The organism is Humidesulfovibrio mexicanus, assembly GCF_900188225.1.
GTDB classification, from domain to species: domain Bacteria; phylum Desulfobacterota; class Desulfovibrionia; order Desulfovibrionales; family Desulfovibrionaceae; genus Humidesulfovibrio; species Humidesulfovibrio mexicanus.
Genome location: NZ_FZOC01000001.1, coordinates 495,038 through 510,436, shown reverse-complemented (window position 1 = coordinate 510,436; position 15,399 = coordinate 495,038). Strand labels below are relative to the sequence as shown.

Genomic DNA, 15,399 nt, shown 5'->3' with positions numbered 1-15,399 from the left:
GGGGCGGTCTTGGCAAGCCCGTTCTTGGCAAGCCGGGCGCTTTGCGCTAGGGATGCCCTATCCCCGCAACGCAAGCGAGCCCCATGAAACAATACCGCGACCATTATTTCAAGCGCGCCAAGGCGGAACACTACCCCGCGCGCAGCGTGTACAAGCTGCAGGAGCTGGACTCGAAGTTCGGGCTGCTCAAGCCCGGCATGAAGGTGCTGGACCTTGGAGCCGCGCCCGGCTCCTGGACGCTTTTCGCGGCCAAAAAGGTCGGCGAGCGCGGCTTTGTGCTTGCGCTGGACATTCAGGATACCGAGCAGCAGTTCCCGGCCAACGTGCGCTTTCTGGTGCACGACGCCTTCGAGGACTCGCCGGAGCTGCTTGCCCTTATGGAGCCGCTTCTCCCCTTCGATTTCGTCATGAGCGACATGGCCCCCAAGACCACCGGCCACAAGTTCACGGACCAGGCCCGCAGCCTGGAGCTGTGCGAGCGCGCCCGGGACGTGGCCGCCCGGCGCCTCAAGCCCGGCGGCTTTCTTGTGGTCAAGATCTTTGAAGGCCCGGACGCCAAGGGCTTCAAGGAGTCGTTGCGGCCCCTGTTCGAGGCTGTGCGGGTGTTCAAGCCCAAGAGCTCGCGCGCGGAAAGCAAGGAGATCTTCATGGCCGGCCTCGGCTTCCGCGGCGGGCCGCCCGAGGACCCCGGCGGCGCGGCGCTTGGCAACGGAGGCGATTTGAAGTAAAGTCATCTGTTTCGGAGCAGCAGGCTCCACATCATACATTTCTTTGGAGGGTTCATGTCCGGACACAGCAAATGGGCAACCATCAAGCGCGCCAAGGCCAAGACCGACGCCAAGAAAGGCCAGGTCTTCACCAAGATCACCAAGGACATCATCCTTGCGGCCAAGGGCGGCGGCGATCCGAACATGAACGCGCGGCTGCGCGCGGTCATCGCCAAGGCCAAGTCCGCCAACATGCCCAACGACAAGATCGATCAGGCCGTCAAGAAGGGCACCGGCGAGCTGGCGGGCGGCGAAATCTTCGAGATGATGTACGAGGGCTACGCTCCCGGCGGCGTGGCCATCCTGGTCGAGGTCGCCACCGACAACAAGAATCGCACCATTGCCGAGGTGCGCCACATCATCGGCAAGGGCGGCGGCAACATGGGCGAGCCCGGCAGCGTGGCCTGGATGTTCGACAAGCGCGGCGTGCTCTCCTTTGACCCGGCCAAGTACACCGAGGACCAGGTCATGGAGGTGGCTTTGGAGGCCGGAGCCGACGACGTGGTGGCCGAAGAGGGCACCCTTGAGGTGCGCGTGGCCCCGGAGAACTACTCCGCAGTGGAAAAGGCCTTCGAGGACGCGGGCATCGCCGTGGAGAGTTCCGAGCTTACCATGCTGCCCAAGAACCTTACCCCGGTGGACGCGGCAACGGCCCGCAAGGTCATGAACCTCATGGAGAACCTTGAGGAAAACGAGGACGTTTCCAACGTCTACGTCACGGCCGACTTCACCGACGAAATCATGGAAGAGCTGGGATAGCATGGGCGCTCCCCTGGCCGTGCTCGGGCTCGACCCCGGAAGCCGGGTCACCGGTTACGGGGTCGTGCGCGAGCAGTCCGGCCGGGCCGAGCTGGTGGCCGTGGGCGCCATCCGCACGCCCTCCGGCGGGGACATGGCCGAGCGCCTGGGAATCATCTATTCCCGCGTGGCCGAGGTCATCCGCGAACACGGTCCGGCCGAGGCGGCCATCGAATCCGTCTTTGTGTCCAAGAACACGGCCTCGGCCCTGAAGCTTGGCCAGGCGCGCGGCGCGGCCATGGCCGCCTGCGCCGTGGCCGGTCTCCCGGTCTCCGGCTACCCGCCCACCCTGGTCAAAAAAAGCCTGGTGGGCGCGGGCCGGGCGGAGAAGGAGCAAGTGGCCTTCATGGTGGCGCAGATCCTGGGCGTACGGAATCCCGGCTGGCCGCTGGACGCCAGCGACGCCCTGGCCGTGGCCATCTGCCACCTGAACGAGCGCAGGCTGCGCAAGCTGACGGGGACGCCATGATCGCCTATCTGGAAGGACGCCTGCTTGACCTGACCGCAAAGGGCTGCGTGCTTGTGACCCCAGGCGGCGTGGGGTACGAAGTCTCGCTGCCGTCCTCGGCCCTTGTCCTGCTGCCGCAGAAGGGCGGGGAGGCGCACCTCTACACCCACATGGTCGTGCGGGAGGACGCGCTGGACCTCTACGGGTTCATCACCAGCGACGAGCGCGACCTGTTCCGTCTGCTCATCGGCATCGACAAGCTGGGGCCGAAGAAGGCCCTGGGCATCCTCTCCCACTTCCGGCCCGAACACCTGCGCGAGCTGGTGCTGCGCGAGGACGCCGACATGCTGGCCACGGTGCCCGGCATCGGCCCCAAGAGCGCGCGGGAGATCATGTGGAAGCTCAAGGACAAAGTCACCGGCATCAAGACCGGGCCGACCCTTGCCGCAACCCCGCAAAACGCGCCGCAGGGCGAGTATTTCGATGCCGTGGCGGGCATGAAGGCGCTCGGCTACACCGAGGACGAGGCCCGGCCCATGATCAAGGAGATTTTCGAGGCCGAGCCGGACATCGACGCCAGCTCGGCCATCCGCGTGGCCCTGAAAAAGATCGCGGCGGCGCGGTCCTAACCCGATGGCGGCCCGGAGGTTTTTGTGAGCGCACCCACGGAGGACGCGGCCAAGCGGCCCCAGGCGGACGACAGCATCCGCCCGCAGCGCCTGGCCGACTTCATCGGCCAGGGCGACGTGCGTTCGAACCTGGGCGTGTTCATCCAGGCGGCGCGGGAACGTGGCAAGGCCCTGGACCATACGCTGTTTTCCGGCAACCCCGGCTTGGGCAAGACCACCCTCGCGCAGATCATGGCCAGTGAACTGGGCGTGAACATGGTCTCCACCAGCGGCCCAGTGCTGGAGCGCGTGGGCGACCTGGCCGCCATCCTGACCAACCTCTCCCGCCACGACATCCTGTTCATCGATGAGATCCACCGTATGCCCGCCACGGTTGAGGAAATTTTGTATCCCGCCATGGAGGACTACAAGATCGACCTCATCATCGGCCAGGGGCCGGGCGCGCGAACGGTCAAAATTGATTTGGAGCCCTTCACCCTGGTGGGCGCCACCACGCGCATCGGCCTCTTGACTTCGCCACTGCGCGACCGTTTCGGCTGCGTGTTCCGTTTGGAGTTCTACTCGCCGGAGGAGCTTTCGCGCATTGTGCTGCGTGCTGCCGGCATCCTGGGCGTCACCGTGACGGAAGAGGGGGCCTGGGCCATTGGCCGCAGGTCGCGCGGCACCCCGCGCATCGCCGGGCGTCTTTTGCGGCGCATCCGCGACTACGCCGTGGTGCAGGGCAGCGGCGTTGTGGACAAGCGCTTGGCCGAGGAGTCGCTGGACAAGCTGGACGTGGACCCGCATGGCCTGGACCAGATGGACCGCAAGATCCTGTCGCTCATCGTCAACCAGTTCGGCGGCGGACCGGTGGGCGTCAAGACCATCGCCGTGGCCTGCTCAGAAGAATCGCGCACCATTGAGGATATTTACGAACCGTTTCTCATCCAGTGCGGCTTCATCAAACGCACGCCGCGCGGACGGGTGGCCACGGCCAAGGCCTACCAGCATCTCAAAATGCGGCTTGACGCCGGCGACGGTTCCCTGTAGACAAGCGCATGGACTGGGACGGGCCGAATTCCTGTCCCGGCTGTGGCCTTAGACTCGGTACACGCGTTCGTTTTTTCGAATGAAGTCCCGAACCGGATGACGCCGCCAAGCGGCGCAACACCTCCCCTGGACCTGGATGCGACTTCGGGCCGCCCGCTCCACGGGAACACGGAGGAACCGCCATGTTCGGACAGCTTTTGCAGCCTACGCATCTGCTCTTGATTGTCGTCATCGCCCTGCTTGTGTTCGGCCCAAGCAAGCTCCCGCAGCTCGGCGCCAGCATCGGCAAGGGCATTCGCGAGCTCCGCAAGGGGCTTGACGGAACCCCTGACCAGCCCGCACAGCCTTCCCAGCCCACCCAGAGTACGGATACACGAAAGTAGCGCGCCGCCGCGCCATGGCCGGTTCCCCCGCGTGACCGGCCGTTTCGCTCGGCGGCACGCAGGCCACCGGAGCCCGCTTTTTTGCGGGCTGCCGGTTTTTTGTGTTTTCCGATCGTCGCCAGCGCGCCTGTTGCTCAAGGGAGGCCGCCATGTCCCAGCACGCAAAGGATCTGTTCCTCTCGGCCGTACTCGACCGCCCGGTCATCAGCCGTTCCGGCCGCGAGGTGGGGCGGCTTCATGACGTGGCCATGAGCCCCGGAGACCCCTTGCCCGTGGTGCACCATGTGCTGGTGCGCCATGGCCGCGGCACCCGGCGCGTTGCCTTTGCGGACCTGTCCATGTTCAACGACGTGGTGGTTTCGCTCACGGGCGAGCCAGAAAACTTGCCCGACCTGCCGGAATCCCAGGACGAAGTGCTTATGCGCCGCGATATTCTGGACAAGCAGATCGTGGACGTGGATGGCGCGCGCGTGGTGCGCGTGAACGACCTGAAGCTGGCCATGGAGCGGGGCGGGGTCTGCCTTGCCGCTGTGGATGTGGGCTTTCGTGGCATCCTGCGGCGGCTGGGATACTTGAGGGCCTGGGACTTCCTTGGCGGCGTGCTCAAGCGCAGGCTGGCCCCCAAGGAGATCGACTGGCTGCTGGTGCAGCCGCTTGAGACCAACCTCTCCAGGCTCACCCTCACCGTGACGCGCGACAAGCTTTCCGATCTGCACCCGGCCGACCTGGCCAACATATTGGCGCAACTGCCGCACAGCAACGTGGGCGCCGTTCTCAGCTCGCTTGACGCCGAGGCCGCAGGCGAGGCCATGGGCGAAATGGAGCCCGAGGACTCCAGCCGTCTGCTCTCCCAGATGGAAAGCGCGCACGCAGCCGATGTGCTGGAAGAAATGCCGCCGGACGAGGCCGCGGACGTGCTGGCCGAACTGCCGGACGACAAGGCCCAGGAACTGCTGGCCCAGATGGACCCCGAGGATGCGGAGAAGGTGCAGGAGCTCCTTGAGCACGAGGACGACACCGCTGGCGGCCTCATGAACAACGAGTTTCTTTTCGTGACCCCGGACGCCGCTGTGGACGATGCCCTGCGGCAGGTGCGCCTGCTCGGCGCGGAGACGGACTCCATCTATTACATGTACGTTCTGGATCCCGAGGAGCGCCCGCTTGGCGTTGTGAGCCTGAAGCGGCTGCTGCTGGCCGAGGGAGACGATCCTGTCACCGAGGTCATGAGCCGCAACCCCAAGACCGTGCGCGTGGACTCCCCATTGGAGGACGTGCTGGAACTGGTGGTGCAATACAAGCTGGCCGCCGTGCCCGTGCTGGACGAGGACGGCAAGATGGCGGGCATCGTCACGGCCGACGACATCATGGAACATTTCCTGCCTTTCGCCCTGCGCTGGAAACAGTACAAGGCCACGCGCAACTTCTAGCCCGCAGGCGGCCCGGCACATGACGTTTTCCTCCATTTTTTCGCCCTTGCGCAGGCTGAACAGGAAGAATGTCCTGCTCTTTCTGGCTTTGCTGGGGCCGGGCATCATCACCGCCAACGTGGACAACGACGCCGGCGGCATCACCACCTATTCCCTGGCTGGCGCGCAGTTCGGCATGTCGCTTTTGTGGATGATGTTGCCCACCACCGTGGCGCTGGTGGTGGTGCAGGAAATGTGCGCACGCATGGGCGCGGTGACGGGCAAGGGGCTCTCCGACCTCATTCGCGAGCGTTTCGGGGTCAAGATCACCTTTTACGTCATGATCGCCCTGCTTTTGACCAACATGGGCAACACCGTGAGCGAGTTCGCGGGCATCGCCGCCAGCATGGAGCTTTTCGGCGTCAGCAAGTATGTGTCCGTGCCGCTGGCCGCCGTGGCCGTGTGGCTGCTCATCGTCAAGGGCTCCTACCGCATTGTTGAGAAGGTGTTTTTGCTGGCCTGCGTGGTGTACCTCGCCTATCCCGTGGCGGCCTTCATGTCCGGACCGGACTGGGGCGAGGTGCTGCGCGCCACGCTTGCCCCGCGCCCCAGCGACATCGTGGTCACGCCGGCCTCGGTGACCATGATGATCGGCGTCATCGGCACCACCATCGCGCCCTGGATGCAGTTCTACCAGCAGGCCAGCGTGGTGGAGAAGGGCATAACGCGTGAGGACTACGCCTTTTCCCGGCTTGATGTCGTGGTGGGCTGCATCATGGCCATCGTGGTGGCCTTCTTCATCGTGGTGGCCTGCGCGGCGACCATCTTCAAGGCCGGGGTGCCCATCGAAACCGCGGCAGATGCGGCGCAGGCCCTGACCCCGCTGGTGGGCGAATACGCCACCGGGCTTTTCGCCATCGGCTTGTTCAACGCCTCCATCTTCGCGGCCTGCGTGCTGCCGCTGTCCACCGCCTACTACATCTGCGAGGGCATGGGCTGGGAGCTCGGCGTGGACAAGGACTTTCGCGAGGCCCCGCAGTTCTTCTGGCTCTTCACCCTGATCATCGCCGTATCCGCGTGCGCCATCCTCTGGCCCGAGGCCCCGCTCATCGCCATCATGTACGTGTCGCAGGTGGTCAACGGCGTGGTGCTGCCCTTTGTGCTCATCTTCATGCTTCTGCTCATCAACGACAGGCGGCTCATGGGCGAGTACGCCAATGGCCCGGTGTTCAACGCCATCGCCTGGGCCACGGTGGCCATCGTGCTCGGCCTCACCCTGGTCATGACCGCCGACATTGTGCGCCCCGGCTTCATCGCCGCGCTTATGGGCGCGTAAGCCGCGTTGACGCGGTGCGACGCGGCAGCGCGCCTCGCTGTTTCTCGGCCCCGCCAGGGCAATCGGCGTTGCCTGTTTTTTCCCCGCTGCAATTCTGCCGCCAGAGGCTGGCGCAGATGTTTCCCCGAGGAACAGCAAACGCCCGGACCTCCGTGAAGAGGGCCGGGCGTTTGCTGTTGAAGCCGTGCAGAGCTAGGCGTTGGCCGCCTCGGCGATGCGGTTTTTGATGAGGTCGGCCGCGCGGCGGGCCACCTGGGTGATTTCCGGCTTGCTGATCTGGTCGTCCGCGCCCACAGCCTCGCCCTTGTGGCGGAGCTTGTCGGTGATGATGGAGGAGAAGAGGACCACGGGCAGTTGCTTGAGCACCGGGTCTTCCTTGATGCGCTTGGTGAGGTTGTGGCCGTCCATGTTGGGCATCTCGATGTCGGAGATGACCACCTGCACGTAGTCGGTGACGGGGCGGTTCTCGCTCTCGGCGATCTGCTTGATGTGCACAAGACGGTCCCAGCATTCTCCGCCATGGTTGGTCTTTTCCACCAGGAAGTTTGCCTTGTGCAGCAGGTCGCCGATCATCTCGCGGATGAGAGTGGAGTCGTCGGCGATGAGGGCGCGGTACTGCACCCCGGATTCCCAGACGACGTTCTCGTCGAAGCGCAGGCCAAGCTCCGGATTCAGCTCGGCCACGATCTTTTCCAGGTCGAGCAGGAAGATGATGCGGCCTTCCAGCCGCACCACGCCGGTGATGGAGTTGGAGGCGAGCGAGGACATGTACTTGTTCGGGGCTTCCACCTCCTCCCAGCTAATGCGGTGGATGCGGTTCACTCCGGAGACGAGAAACGCCGTGGTGACGTTGTTGAACTCGCAGACGATGACCTTGGGAGGTTCGGATTCGCTACGCTCTTTTTTGAGCCACAGGCTCAAATCCACAAGGGGGATGATCTGCGAACGCAGGTTGAAGGCGCCAAGCACGGAGGGGTGCGAAACCTGCGGCATCTCGGTGATGCGCGGCAGGCGGATGATTTCCAGCACCTTGGCCACGTTGACGCCGTAATAGCCGCGGTATGGCTCGCCCCCGCCGGGGTTTGGCTCCTCCAGGTAGAATTCGACGATCTCGAGTTCGTTGGTGCCTGCCTCAAGGAGGATGTTGGTCATGTTCGTGCTCATGGCGGCTCCATATGGCGATTGTCCAGGCTACAGGCCAAGAAGAAACGTTTCAATGCGGTCAATGATGCTTTTCGGCGTGGAAGCCCCCGCAGTTAAGCCCACTCGCTTATATTGTATTACGGCATTCGGGTGGAGATCGTCAACGGTTTCCACAAGCAGGGCCGGGGTGCCTGCCGCTTCGACGACTTGCGCCAGACGCCGCGTGTTGCCGCTGGCCTTGCCTCCGGCCACCACGACGCAGTCGCATTGCCCGGCAAGCCCGATGGCTTCGTCCTGGCGCAGCCGCGTGGCGTCGCAGATGGTCTCCAGCACGGCCAGGCCGCCGGGCAGGCGCTCCTCGAGATCCTGGCGTATGCACTCGAAGGCCTGCCGGTCCTGGGTGGTCTGGGCGGCGAGGCAGTACGACCGGTCCGGGTCAAGGGCGTGGGCGGCCAACTCCTCGCGCGATTCGAAGACAAACGCATCGCCGCACGCGTAGCTCAACAGCCCGCGCACCTCGGGATGGTCGTCCTCTCCGAAGAGCAGGAGCGACCGCCCAGCCAGCGCCTCGGCCTGGATGAGCAGTTGCGCCCGCTTGACCTTGGGGCAGGTGGCGTCCACAACGTCCACCCCGCGCGCCATAAGCGATTGCTCCTCGTGCCGGGGAATGCCGTGGGCGCGGATGACCACCCGGCTGCCTGGAGGAAGGTCCGTGGCGTTGTTTGCCAAACCCACGCCGCGAGCGGCGTAATGCTTCAGCACTTGCGGGTTGTGGATGATGGGGCCGAGCATGAAGGTGGGCTGTGCCGCTCCCGCATCGTCTTCTTCAAGCAGGGCGTCGAGCTTCTTGAGCGCCAGGCCCACGCCCATGCAAAAGCCCGCAAGGCGGGCGCGGATCACTTCCATGCGAGTCTCCTGTGCGTCGATTGGATTCCACGGTATGCGCCAGGGGGGCGGCGGCAGTCAACAGCGGCTATGCGCCGCAGCCCTGGGCGAGGTCCGAAAGGTCCAGGGGCGCGGCATCGGCTGTAAGCTGGGAGATGTCCGCCGCCGTTCTGGTCAGCGTCTCCCAGTCCTCGCAGCAGAGCAGGGCGTGCCGGAGCGCGCGGATGCCCGTGAAGCCCTTGGCGTAGCGGGGAAGAAAGGCGCGCAGGGCGCGGAAGGCGCGCGGGGTGGCGTCCAACTCGCGCACCAGGCGGATGTGGGTCAGCGCCGCCTCCGCCAGTTCGTCGGCCGTGCGTGGGGCCGACCCGCAACCGGCAAGGATGTCGCGCAGGCGGCGGAAGATCATGGGGTCGGTGAGTGCGCCGCGAGCGAACATCACCCCGGCGCAGCCTGTTTCGGCGAGACAGCGGGCCGCGTCCTCGGCGGTGAACAGGTCGCCGCTGGCCAGAACCGGTATGGAAACCGCCTCGGCCAGCTCCCTGATGGCGCTCCAGCGCGCCTGGCCGGTGAAAAGCTGCTTTGCCGTACGCGGATGCAGCGTCAGCCAGCCGACCCCCTGGTCCTGCAGCGCGCGGCCAAGGTCGAGATAGTTCTCCTCGCCGGGGGTGAAGCCCAGACGCAGCTTGACGCCCACGTTGCCCGGCCCTGCCGCCCGAACCATGACCGCGACGATGCGCCGCAAAAGTTCAGGGCGGGACATGAGGGCCGAGCCGGAGCCGCTCTTGTTCACCTTGCGCACCGAGCAGCCTGCGTTCAGGTCGAAATGCCGGAATCCCCGCTCCAGCAGCAAGGGCATGGCCTGTTCGTAAATTTCCGGCTCCGCGCCGAAAAGCTGCACCACAAGGGGCGTGTCCGCGGCCGTGGTGGCCAAAAGCCGCTCCGTTCCGTACCCGCCGAACACCAGCCCCTTGGTGCTGACCATCTCGGTTTCGGAGCAGGCCGCGCCGTAAATGCGGCACAGGGTGCGGAAGGGCAGGTCCGAGTACCCCGCCAGGGGGGCGAGCCAGGGGGCGTCCGGGCTGAAGGGCAATGAAGGATGATTCGCTGTCATGGCAGGGGTGAAATAGGGGGCATCCGTCCGTTCGTCAAACGGGAAACGAAGGGGATTGCAATTTTTTATTCCGTTCCACGCGAAAACATGTTGACAACAAGGGGCAAAACAAAATAGTCAGAGCGGCCTCGGAAACGAGGGATTGCGGATGGCCCGGCGCCAACCGGGAGAACAAAGTCCTTGCAATCCGTGGACGAAAAGCGTAAGCATCTTCGTTCACGCGCTGGCGTAGCTCAATGGCAGAGCAGCTGACTTGTAATCAGCAGGTTGCGGGTTCAAGTCCCATCGCCAGCTCCAGTGAATGGTGGGGTTCCCGAGTGGCCAAAGGGAACAGACTGTAAATCTGTCGGCGTCAGCCTTCGGTGGTTCAAATCCACCCCCCACCACCACTTTTTGCGCGGCAAGCAACGCTGTAGGAGGCAGGGCGTGTCCCTGGCCGCAGGGACTACGGATTCTGCACGCGGGAATAGCTCAATTGGCTAGAGCATCAGCCTTCCAAGCTGAGGGTTGCGGGTTCGAGTCCCGTTTCCCGCTCCAAATCGCGCCAACGGGGCCTCCTAAAGCGACGCTTAAGCCCATGTAGCTCAGTCGGTAGAGCACTTCCTTGGTAAGGAAGAGGTCAACGGTTCAATTCCGTTCATGGGCTCCACAACATCTTTCCAGACAACCGAGAGAAGACACCAGGGGGTTAGACATGGGCAAGGCCAAATTTGAGCGCAAGAAGCCTCACGTCAACATCGGCACCATCGGTCACATCGACCACGGCAAGACCACCCTCACCGCGGCCATTACCAAGACCGCGTCCCTGATGGGCAAGGGCACCTACGTGGCCTTCGACCAGATCGACAAGGCCCCGGAAGAGAAAGAGCGCGGCATCACCATCGCCACCGCGCACGTGGAGTACGAGACGGACACCCGCCACTACGCCCACGTGGACTGCCCCGGCCACGCCGACTACATCAAGAACATGATCACCGGCGCGGCGCAGATGGACGGCGCGATCCTGGTTGTGGCCGCCACCGACGGCCCCATGCCCCAGACCCGTGAGCACATCCTGCTTGCCCGTCAGGTCGGCGTGCCCCACATGGTCGTCTTCATGAACAAGTGCGACATGGTCGACGACGCCGAGCTGCTGGAGCTGGTCGAGCTGGAAGTGCGCGAGCTGCTCTCCAAGTACGGCTTCCCCGGCGACGAGATCCCGGTCATCAAGGGTTCCGCCCTGAAGGCCCTTGAGAGCGACGACCCCAAGAGCGACGACTGCAAGTGCATCCTTGAGCTCCTGAACGCCTGCGACACCTACATTCCTGAGCCGCAGCGCGACATCGACAAGCCCTTCCTCATGCCCATCGAGGACGTGTTCTCCATCTCCGGCCGCGGCACCGTTGTGACCGGTCGTGTTGAGCGCGGCGTCATCACCGTGGGTGACGAAGTCGAAATCGTGGGCATCAAGGACACCGTGAAGAGCACCTGCACCGGCGTCGAAATGTTCCGCAAGATCCTCGACCAGGGCACCGCCGGCGACAACGTTGGCGTGCTGCTGCGCGGTGTCAAGCGTGAGGATGTCGAGCGCGGCCAGGTCCTCGCCAAGCCCAAGAGCATCACCCCCCACCGCAAGTTCAAGGCCGAGGTGGTCGTGCTCTCCAAGGATGAGGGCGGCCGTCACACTCCGTTCTTCTCCGGCTATCGTCCGCAGTTCTACTTCCGCACCACCGACATCACCGGCGTGGTGACCCTGGAAGAGGGCGTCGAGATGGTTATGCCCGGCGACAACGCCACCTTCATTGTCGACATGATCCACCCCATCGCCATGGAGCAGGGTCTGCGCTTCGCCATTCGCGAAGGCGGCCGCACTGTTGGCGCCGGCGTGGTCACCGAAATCCTGGAGTAATCCATGCGCGTCAACATCCAGCTCGCCTGCACCGAGTGCAAGCGGCGCAATTACGCGACGGAAAAGAACAAGAAGAATACTACTGGCCGTCTTGAGGTGAAGAAGTACTGTCCCTTCGACAAGAAGCACACAGTGCACCGCGAGACCAAGTAGTTTTCATAAGCGCAGGCCAGTAGCTCTAACGGTAGAGCGCCGGTCTCCAAAACCGGATGCTGGGGGTTCGAATCCCTCCTGGCCTGCCAACCACCCCCAACTGGGGAGAGAAATGGCGAAAAATACAGCGAAAGGCTCCGGCGGCCAGCAGGGCGGCGAGACTCCCGAGACAACTTCGGGCGTTGCCTCCAAGGCGCAGGAATTGAAGGTCTTCTTCGAAGAGGCCCAGGTCGAGCTCAAGAAAGTCACCTGGCCCTCCCGAAAGGAGACCGTCACCACTTGCGCGGCGGTGATGATACTTGTTGCGGTCATGTCGCTGTTCCTCGGCCTCGTGGATCTTGGTTTGTCCAAGGCCGTCGAGATCGTGCTGTCCTAAAATCCCTGGCAAGGTGAGCGCAAGTGATTGAAGAAAGCGCCGTTGGCGGGGAGAGACCGGCCCGCTGGTACATCGTCCACACCTACTCGGGATTCGAGCAGCGTGTGCAGCAGACCATCACCGAGATGATGCGCACGGGCCAGGATCATGGCCAGGTGCTCGAAGTTGTGGTGCCCACTGAGAAAGTGGTGGAAATGGTCAAGGGCGAGCGCCGGACGAGCACCCGGAAGTTCTATCCGGGGTATGTGATGGTGAAGATGGTGCTCACGGACGATTCCTGGCACCTCATCCAGTCCATACCGCGCGTTACGGGGTTTGTGGGGGGCAAGAACCGTCCCACGCCCATGCGCGACAGCGAGGCCCAGACCATCCTCTCCATGATGGAGAGCAGGCAGGAACAGCCCCGTCCCAAGTTCAACTTCGAAAGAGGCGACGAGGTTCGGGTTATCGACGGCCCCTTCAGCGGGTTCAACGGTGTCGTCGAGGATGTGAATTACGACAAGGGCAAACTCCGCGTCGCGGTCTCCATTTTTGGTCGTCAGACCCCGGTGGAGCTCGACTTCGTCCAGGTGACGAAGGGCTAGACGGACCCTTGACCGACTGCGGCGGGAGACCGCCTGCGAGGATATACTAAAATGGCCAAGAAAATCACAGGTAAAGTCAAGCTGCAGATCCCTGCTGGCGTGGCGAATCCGTCCCCCCCGGTGGGACCGGCGCTGGGCCAGCATGGCGTGAACATCATGGAGTTCTGCAAGGCCTTCAATGCGAAGACCCAGGACCAGAAGGGCATGATCATCCCGGTGATCATCACCGTTTACGCCGACCGGACCTTCTCCTTCATCACCAAGACTCCGCCCGCTCCGGTGCTCCTGCTCAAGGCCGCCAAGATCGAGAAGGGATCCGGCGAACCCAACAAGACCAAGGTCGGTTCCGTGACCATGGCCCAGGTTGAGGAAATCGCCAAGTTGAAGGCCCCGGATCTTACGGCCAAGTCCATCGAGACCGCCAAGAACTGCATCATCGGCACTGCCCGCAGCATGGGCCTTGAAGTGAAAGGGTAGAGGGTACAGTCATGCCGAAGCACGGAAAAAACTACAACAAGGCCTCCGAGAGTTTTGACGCCACGCAGCGCTATGCCGTTGCCGATGCCGTCAAGTTCGCTCTGGAGAGTTCGTTTGCCAAGTTCGACGAGACCGTCGATGTGGCCATCAACCTTGGCGTTGATCCCAAGTACTCCGACCAGATGGTCCGTGGCGCGGTTCCGTTGCCCAACGGCCTGGGCAAGACCGCCCGCGTGGTGGTCTTCTGCAAGCCGGACAAGGAAGCTGAGGCCAGGGAGGCCGGCGCGGACGAATGCGGCGGCGATGAACTGGTGGAGAAGATCAAGGGCGGCTGGCTCGATTTCGACAACGCCGTCGCAACCCCGGACATGATGGCCAAGGTCGGTCAGATCGGCCGCCTGCTTGGCCCCCGTGGCCTTATGCCCAACGCTAAGACGGGCACAGTCACCTTCAACGTTGGTGAGGCCGTGCGTGAGCTCAAGGCCGGCCGCGTTGAGTTCAAGGTCGACAAGGCGGGCATCCTGCACGCCCCCATCGGCAAGAAGTCCTTTGGAGCGGAGAAGCTCTGTCAGAATCTCTCCGCCCTGCTTGAGGCCGTGAACCGCCTCAAGCCGTCCACCTCCAAGGGCACGTACCTCAAGACCATGGCCGTGGCCACCACCATGGGGCCTGGCGTCAAGGTGGACACTCTGAGCATCCGGAAGTTTCTGGAAGGCTAGACCCGGTGCGGACGGGTTGGCCGTCAGCGCTGGAATGAATAGATAGCACGGGAAGTTTAAGTCGATGAAAGCAGGCGGGGGCGACCCCTTAATTTCCTGCCGAGACGGACTTTGCTTTCCGGGCCAAAGAACGACGAGGAGCGAGACACGGTGAACAGGCAAGAAAAAGCCCAGATCATCGAGCAGCTGCACGAGAAGGCTGCGCGGGCGAGCATCGCCGTCGTCACCGACTTCAAGGGCATGGAAGTGGAGGAGATGACCATCCTCCGCGCCAAGCTGCGCGAAGTCGGAGTCGATTACCAAGTCGTCAAGAACACCCTGGCCCGGTTGGCGCTCAATGAGACGTCGCACAGCGTCCTCAATGATCGCCTGAAAGAAAACTGCGCGGTCGCTTTGGGCTACGAGGATCCCGTAGCCCTGGCCAAGGCCCTTTCCGATTTCGTCAAGGGAAGCAAGAAGCTTGCCTTGCGTTACGGAAGCCTTGAAGGGAAGTTCCTTGACGAGGAGGGCGTGAAGCAGCTCGCAACGCTGCCCAGCAAGCCCGAACTCCTGGCCAAGATGCTTGGCACCATGAACGCGGTGCCGACCAACTTCGTCAATGTGTTCGCGGCGGTGCTGCGCAACTTCCTCTACGCCTTGAATGCCATCAAGGAGCAGAAGGAAGGCGGAGCCGCCCCGGCTGCCGAGGCTTAGGCCAAGGCCCCTTACCCACAGGTCAACTTCAAAGCACCCAAACTTTCCCAGGAGGAATATACCATGTCCGTGACCAAAGAGCAGGTTGTCGAGTTCATCTCCAACATGACCGTTCTTGAGCTGGCCGACTTCATCAAGGAACTTGAAGAGAAGTTCGGCGTTTCCGCTGCCGCTCCCGTGGCAGCCTTCGCCGCCATGCCCGGCGCCGCCGCCGCCCCGGCCGAGGCCGCCGAGGAGAAGACCGAGTTCGACGTCATCCTGAAGGAAGCCGGCGCCAACAAGATCGGCGTCATCAAGGTCGTGCGCGCTCTCACCGGCCTGGGCCTGAAGGAAGCCAAGGACAAGGTCGACGGCGCTCCGCAGACCATCAAGGAAGGCGTGAGCAAGGCCGATGCCGAGGACGCCAAGAAGCAGCTCACCGAAGCCGGCGCCACCGTCGAGGTGAAGTAGCTTTTTGCCCACACATTGAGATATACCGGGCGGAGGGCGCACCCCTGAACGGGGAGCGTCTTCCGCCTGGACTTGCTTTTTTCCAGAACCCGTTGCCGCCACAGGCGGTGCGGGTTGTGCTGCG

Annotated in this window: 19 protein-coding genes and 5 tRNA genes; 21 read left to right on the top strand and 3 right to left on the bottom strand. The window is 63.5% G+C overall.

Annotation, left to right across the window (positions count from 1 at the left end; translation table 11 throughout):
• Nucleotides 1-83: 83 nt before the first annotated feature.
• The 8 genes from CHB73_RS02455 to CHB73_RS02420 all read left to right on the top strand — a co-directional run bounded on the left by CHB73_RS02455 (nt 84) and on the right by CHB73_RS02420 (nt 6,796).
• On the top strand, nt 84-728 hold the full coding sequence (locus CHB73_RS02455; protein ID WP_089271708.1) for an RlmE family RNA methyltransferase: 645 nt from the start codon (nt 84-86) through the stop codon (nt 726-728).
• Between the two features lie 54 nt (nt 729-782).
• On the top strand, nt 783-1,526 hold the full coding sequence (locus CHB73_RS02450; protein WP_089271706.1) for a YebC/PmpR family DNA-binding transcriptional regulator: 744 nt from the start codon (nt 783-785) through the stop codon (nt 1,524-1,526).
• A 1-nt stretch (nt 1,527) separates the two neighbouring features.
• Nucleotides 1,528-2,034, top strand: coding sequence for a crossover junction endodeoxyribonuclease RuvC (gene ruvC / locus CHB73_RS02445; RefSeq protein WP_089271704.1), 507 nt, complete (start codon nt 1,528-1,530; stop codon nt 2,032-2,034).
• Nucleotides 2,031-2,642: a Holliday junction branch migration protein RuvA gene (ruvA, locus tag CHB73_RS02440; protein WP_089271702.1), complete on the top strand. Its 612-nt coding sequence runs from the start codon at nt 2,031-2,033 to the stop codon at nt 2,640-2,642. Before ruvC ends, ruvA begins: the two co-directional genes overlap by 4 nt.
• 24 nt (nt 2,643-2,666) lie before the next feature.
• Nucleotides 2,667-3,671 carry a Holliday junction branch migration DNA helicase RuvB gene (gene ruvB, locus CHB73_RS02435; RefSeq protein WP_089271699.1) on the top strand — a complete coding sequence of 335 codons (1,005 nt, stop codon included), beginning with the start codon at nt 2,667-2,669 and terminating at the stop codon, nt 3,669-3,671.
• 182 nt (nt 3,672-3,853) lie between these two features.
• Entirely contained in the window at nt 3,854-4,054 is a 201-nt protein-coding gene (tatA, locus tag CHB73_RS02430; protein WP_089271697.1) for a twin-arginine translocase TatA/TatE family subunit, read from the top strand.
• A gap of 149 nt (nt 4,055-4,203) precedes the next feature.
• Complete coding sequence (locus CHB73_RS02425; protein WP_089271695.1) at nt 4,204-5,481, top strand: magnesium transporter MgtE N-terminal domain-containing protein; 1,278 nt, start codon at nt 4,204-4,206, stop codon at nt 5,479-5,481.
• Between the two features lie 19 nt (nt 5,482-5,500).
• A complete protein-coding gene (locus CHB73_RS02420; protein ID WP_089271693.1) occupies nt 5,501-6,796 on the top strand; it encodes an Nramp family divalent metal transporter in 1,296 nt (431 codons plus the stop codon).
• 192 nt (nt 6,797-6,988) lie between these two features.
• Here the strand turns inward: CHB73_RS02420 and CHB73_RS02415 are convergent, their stop codons facing one another.
• The 3 genes from CHB73_RS02415 to CHB73_RS02405 form a co-directional block, all read right to left on the bottom strand.
• Nucleotides 6,989-7,960 (bottom strand): chemotaxis protein, encoded by a 972-nt coding sequence (locus CHB73_RS02415; RefSeq protein WP_089271691.1) that lies wholly within the window; start codon nt 7,958-7,960, stop codon nt 6,989-6,991.
• A gap of 27 nt (nt 7,961-7,987) precedes the next feature.
• Entirely contained in the window at nt 7,988-8,845 is an 858-nt protein-coding gene (ispH, locus tag CHB73_RS02410; protein ID WP_089271689.1) for a 4-hydroxy-3-methylbut-2-enyl diphosphate reductase, read from the bottom strand.
• Between the two features lie 67 nt (nt 8,846-8,912).
• A complete protein-coding gene (locus CHB73_RS02405) occupies nt 8,913-9,935 on the bottom strand; it encodes a tRNA dihydrouridine synthase (protein ID WP_089271687.1) in 1,023 nt (340 codons plus the stop codon).
• 222 nt (nt 9,936-10,157) lie between these two features.
• Between CHB73_RS02405 and CHB73_RS02400 the strand changes: the two genes are divergently transcribed.
• The 13 genes from CHB73_RS02400 (at nt 10,158) to rplL (ending at nt 15,275) form a co-directional block, all read left to right on the top strand.
• Nucleotides 10,158-10,232: transfer RNA gene (locus CHB73_RS02400), tRNA-Thr, on the top strand.
• A gap of 6 nt (nt 10,233-10,238) precedes the next feature.
• A tRNA-Tyr gene (locus tag CHB73_RS02395) sits at nt 10,239-10,324 on the top strand.
• Nucleotides 10,325-10,395: 71 nt separating this feature from the next.
• Nucleotides 10,396-10,472 (top strand) — tRNA-Gly (locus CHB73_RS02390).
• A 36-nt stretch (nt 10,473-10,508) separates the two neighbouring features.
• Nucleotides 10,509-10,584: transfer RNA gene (locus tag CHB73_RS02385), tRNA-Thr, on the top strand.
• Between the two features lie 45 nt (nt 10,585-10,629).
• On the top strand, nt 10,630-11,823 hold the full coding sequence (tuf, locus tag CHB73_RS02380) for an elongation factor Tu (protein WP_089271685.1): 1,194 nt from the start codon (nt 10,630-10,632) through the stop codon (nt 11,821-11,823).
• Nucleotides 11,824-11,826: 3 nt separating this feature from the next.
• The gene (rpmG, locus tag CHB73_RS02375) at nt 11,827-11,976 is read left to right on the top strand and encodes a 50S ribosomal protein L33 (RefSeq protein ID WP_089271683.1); all 150 of its coding nucleotides are present in this window, start codon (nt 11,827-11,829) and stop codon (nt 11,974-11,976) included.
• A 13-nt stretch (nt 11,977-11,989) separates the two neighbouring features.
• Nucleotides 11,990-12,065: transfer RNA gene (locus CHB73_RS02370), tRNA-Trp, on the top strand.
• Nucleotides 12,066-12,088: 23 nt separating this feature from the next.
• Complete coding sequence (gene secE / locus CHB73_RS02365) at nt 12,089-12,352, top strand: preprotein translocase subunit SecE (protein WP_089271681.1); 264 nt, start codon at nt 12,089-12,091, stop codon at nt 12,350-12,352.
• 26 nt (nt 12,353-12,378) lie between these two features.
• On the top strand, nt 12,379-12,936 hold the full coding sequence (gene nusG, locus CHB73_RS02360) for a transcription termination/antitermination protein NusG (protein WP_089272245.1): 558 nt from the start codon (nt 12,379-12,381) through the stop codon (nt 12,934-12,936).
• A 51-nt stretch (nt 12,937-12,987) separates the two neighbouring features.
• Nucleotides 12,988-13,413, top strand: a complete 426-nt coding sequence (gene rplK / locus CHB73_RS02355) for a 50S ribosomal protein L11 (RefSeq protein WP_089271679.1) — start codon at nt 12,988-12,990, stop codon at nt 13,411-13,413.
• Nucleotides 13,414-13,424: 11 nt separating this feature from the next.
• Nucleotides 13,425-14,132, top strand: a complete 708-nt coding sequence (rplA, locus tag CHB73_RS02350) for a 50S ribosomal protein L1 (RefSeq protein WP_089271677.1) — start codon at nt 13,425-13,427, stop codon at nt 14,130-14,132.
• A gap of 150 nt (nt 14,133-14,282) precedes the next feature.
• A complete protein-coding gene (rplJ, locus tag CHB73_RS02345; RefSeq protein ID WP_089271675.1) occupies nt 14,283-14,825 on the top strand; it encodes a 50S ribosomal protein L10 in 543 nt (180 codons plus the stop codon).
• A 63-nt stretch (nt 14,826-14,888) separates the two neighbouring features.
• On the top strand, nt 14,889-15,275 hold the full coding sequence (gene rplL, locus CHB73_RS02340; RefSeq protein WP_089271673.1) for a 50S ribosomal protein L7/L12: 387 nt from the start codon (nt 14,889-14,891) through the stop codon (nt 15,273-15,275).
• Nucleotides 15,276-15,399: the final 124 nt, after the last annotated feature.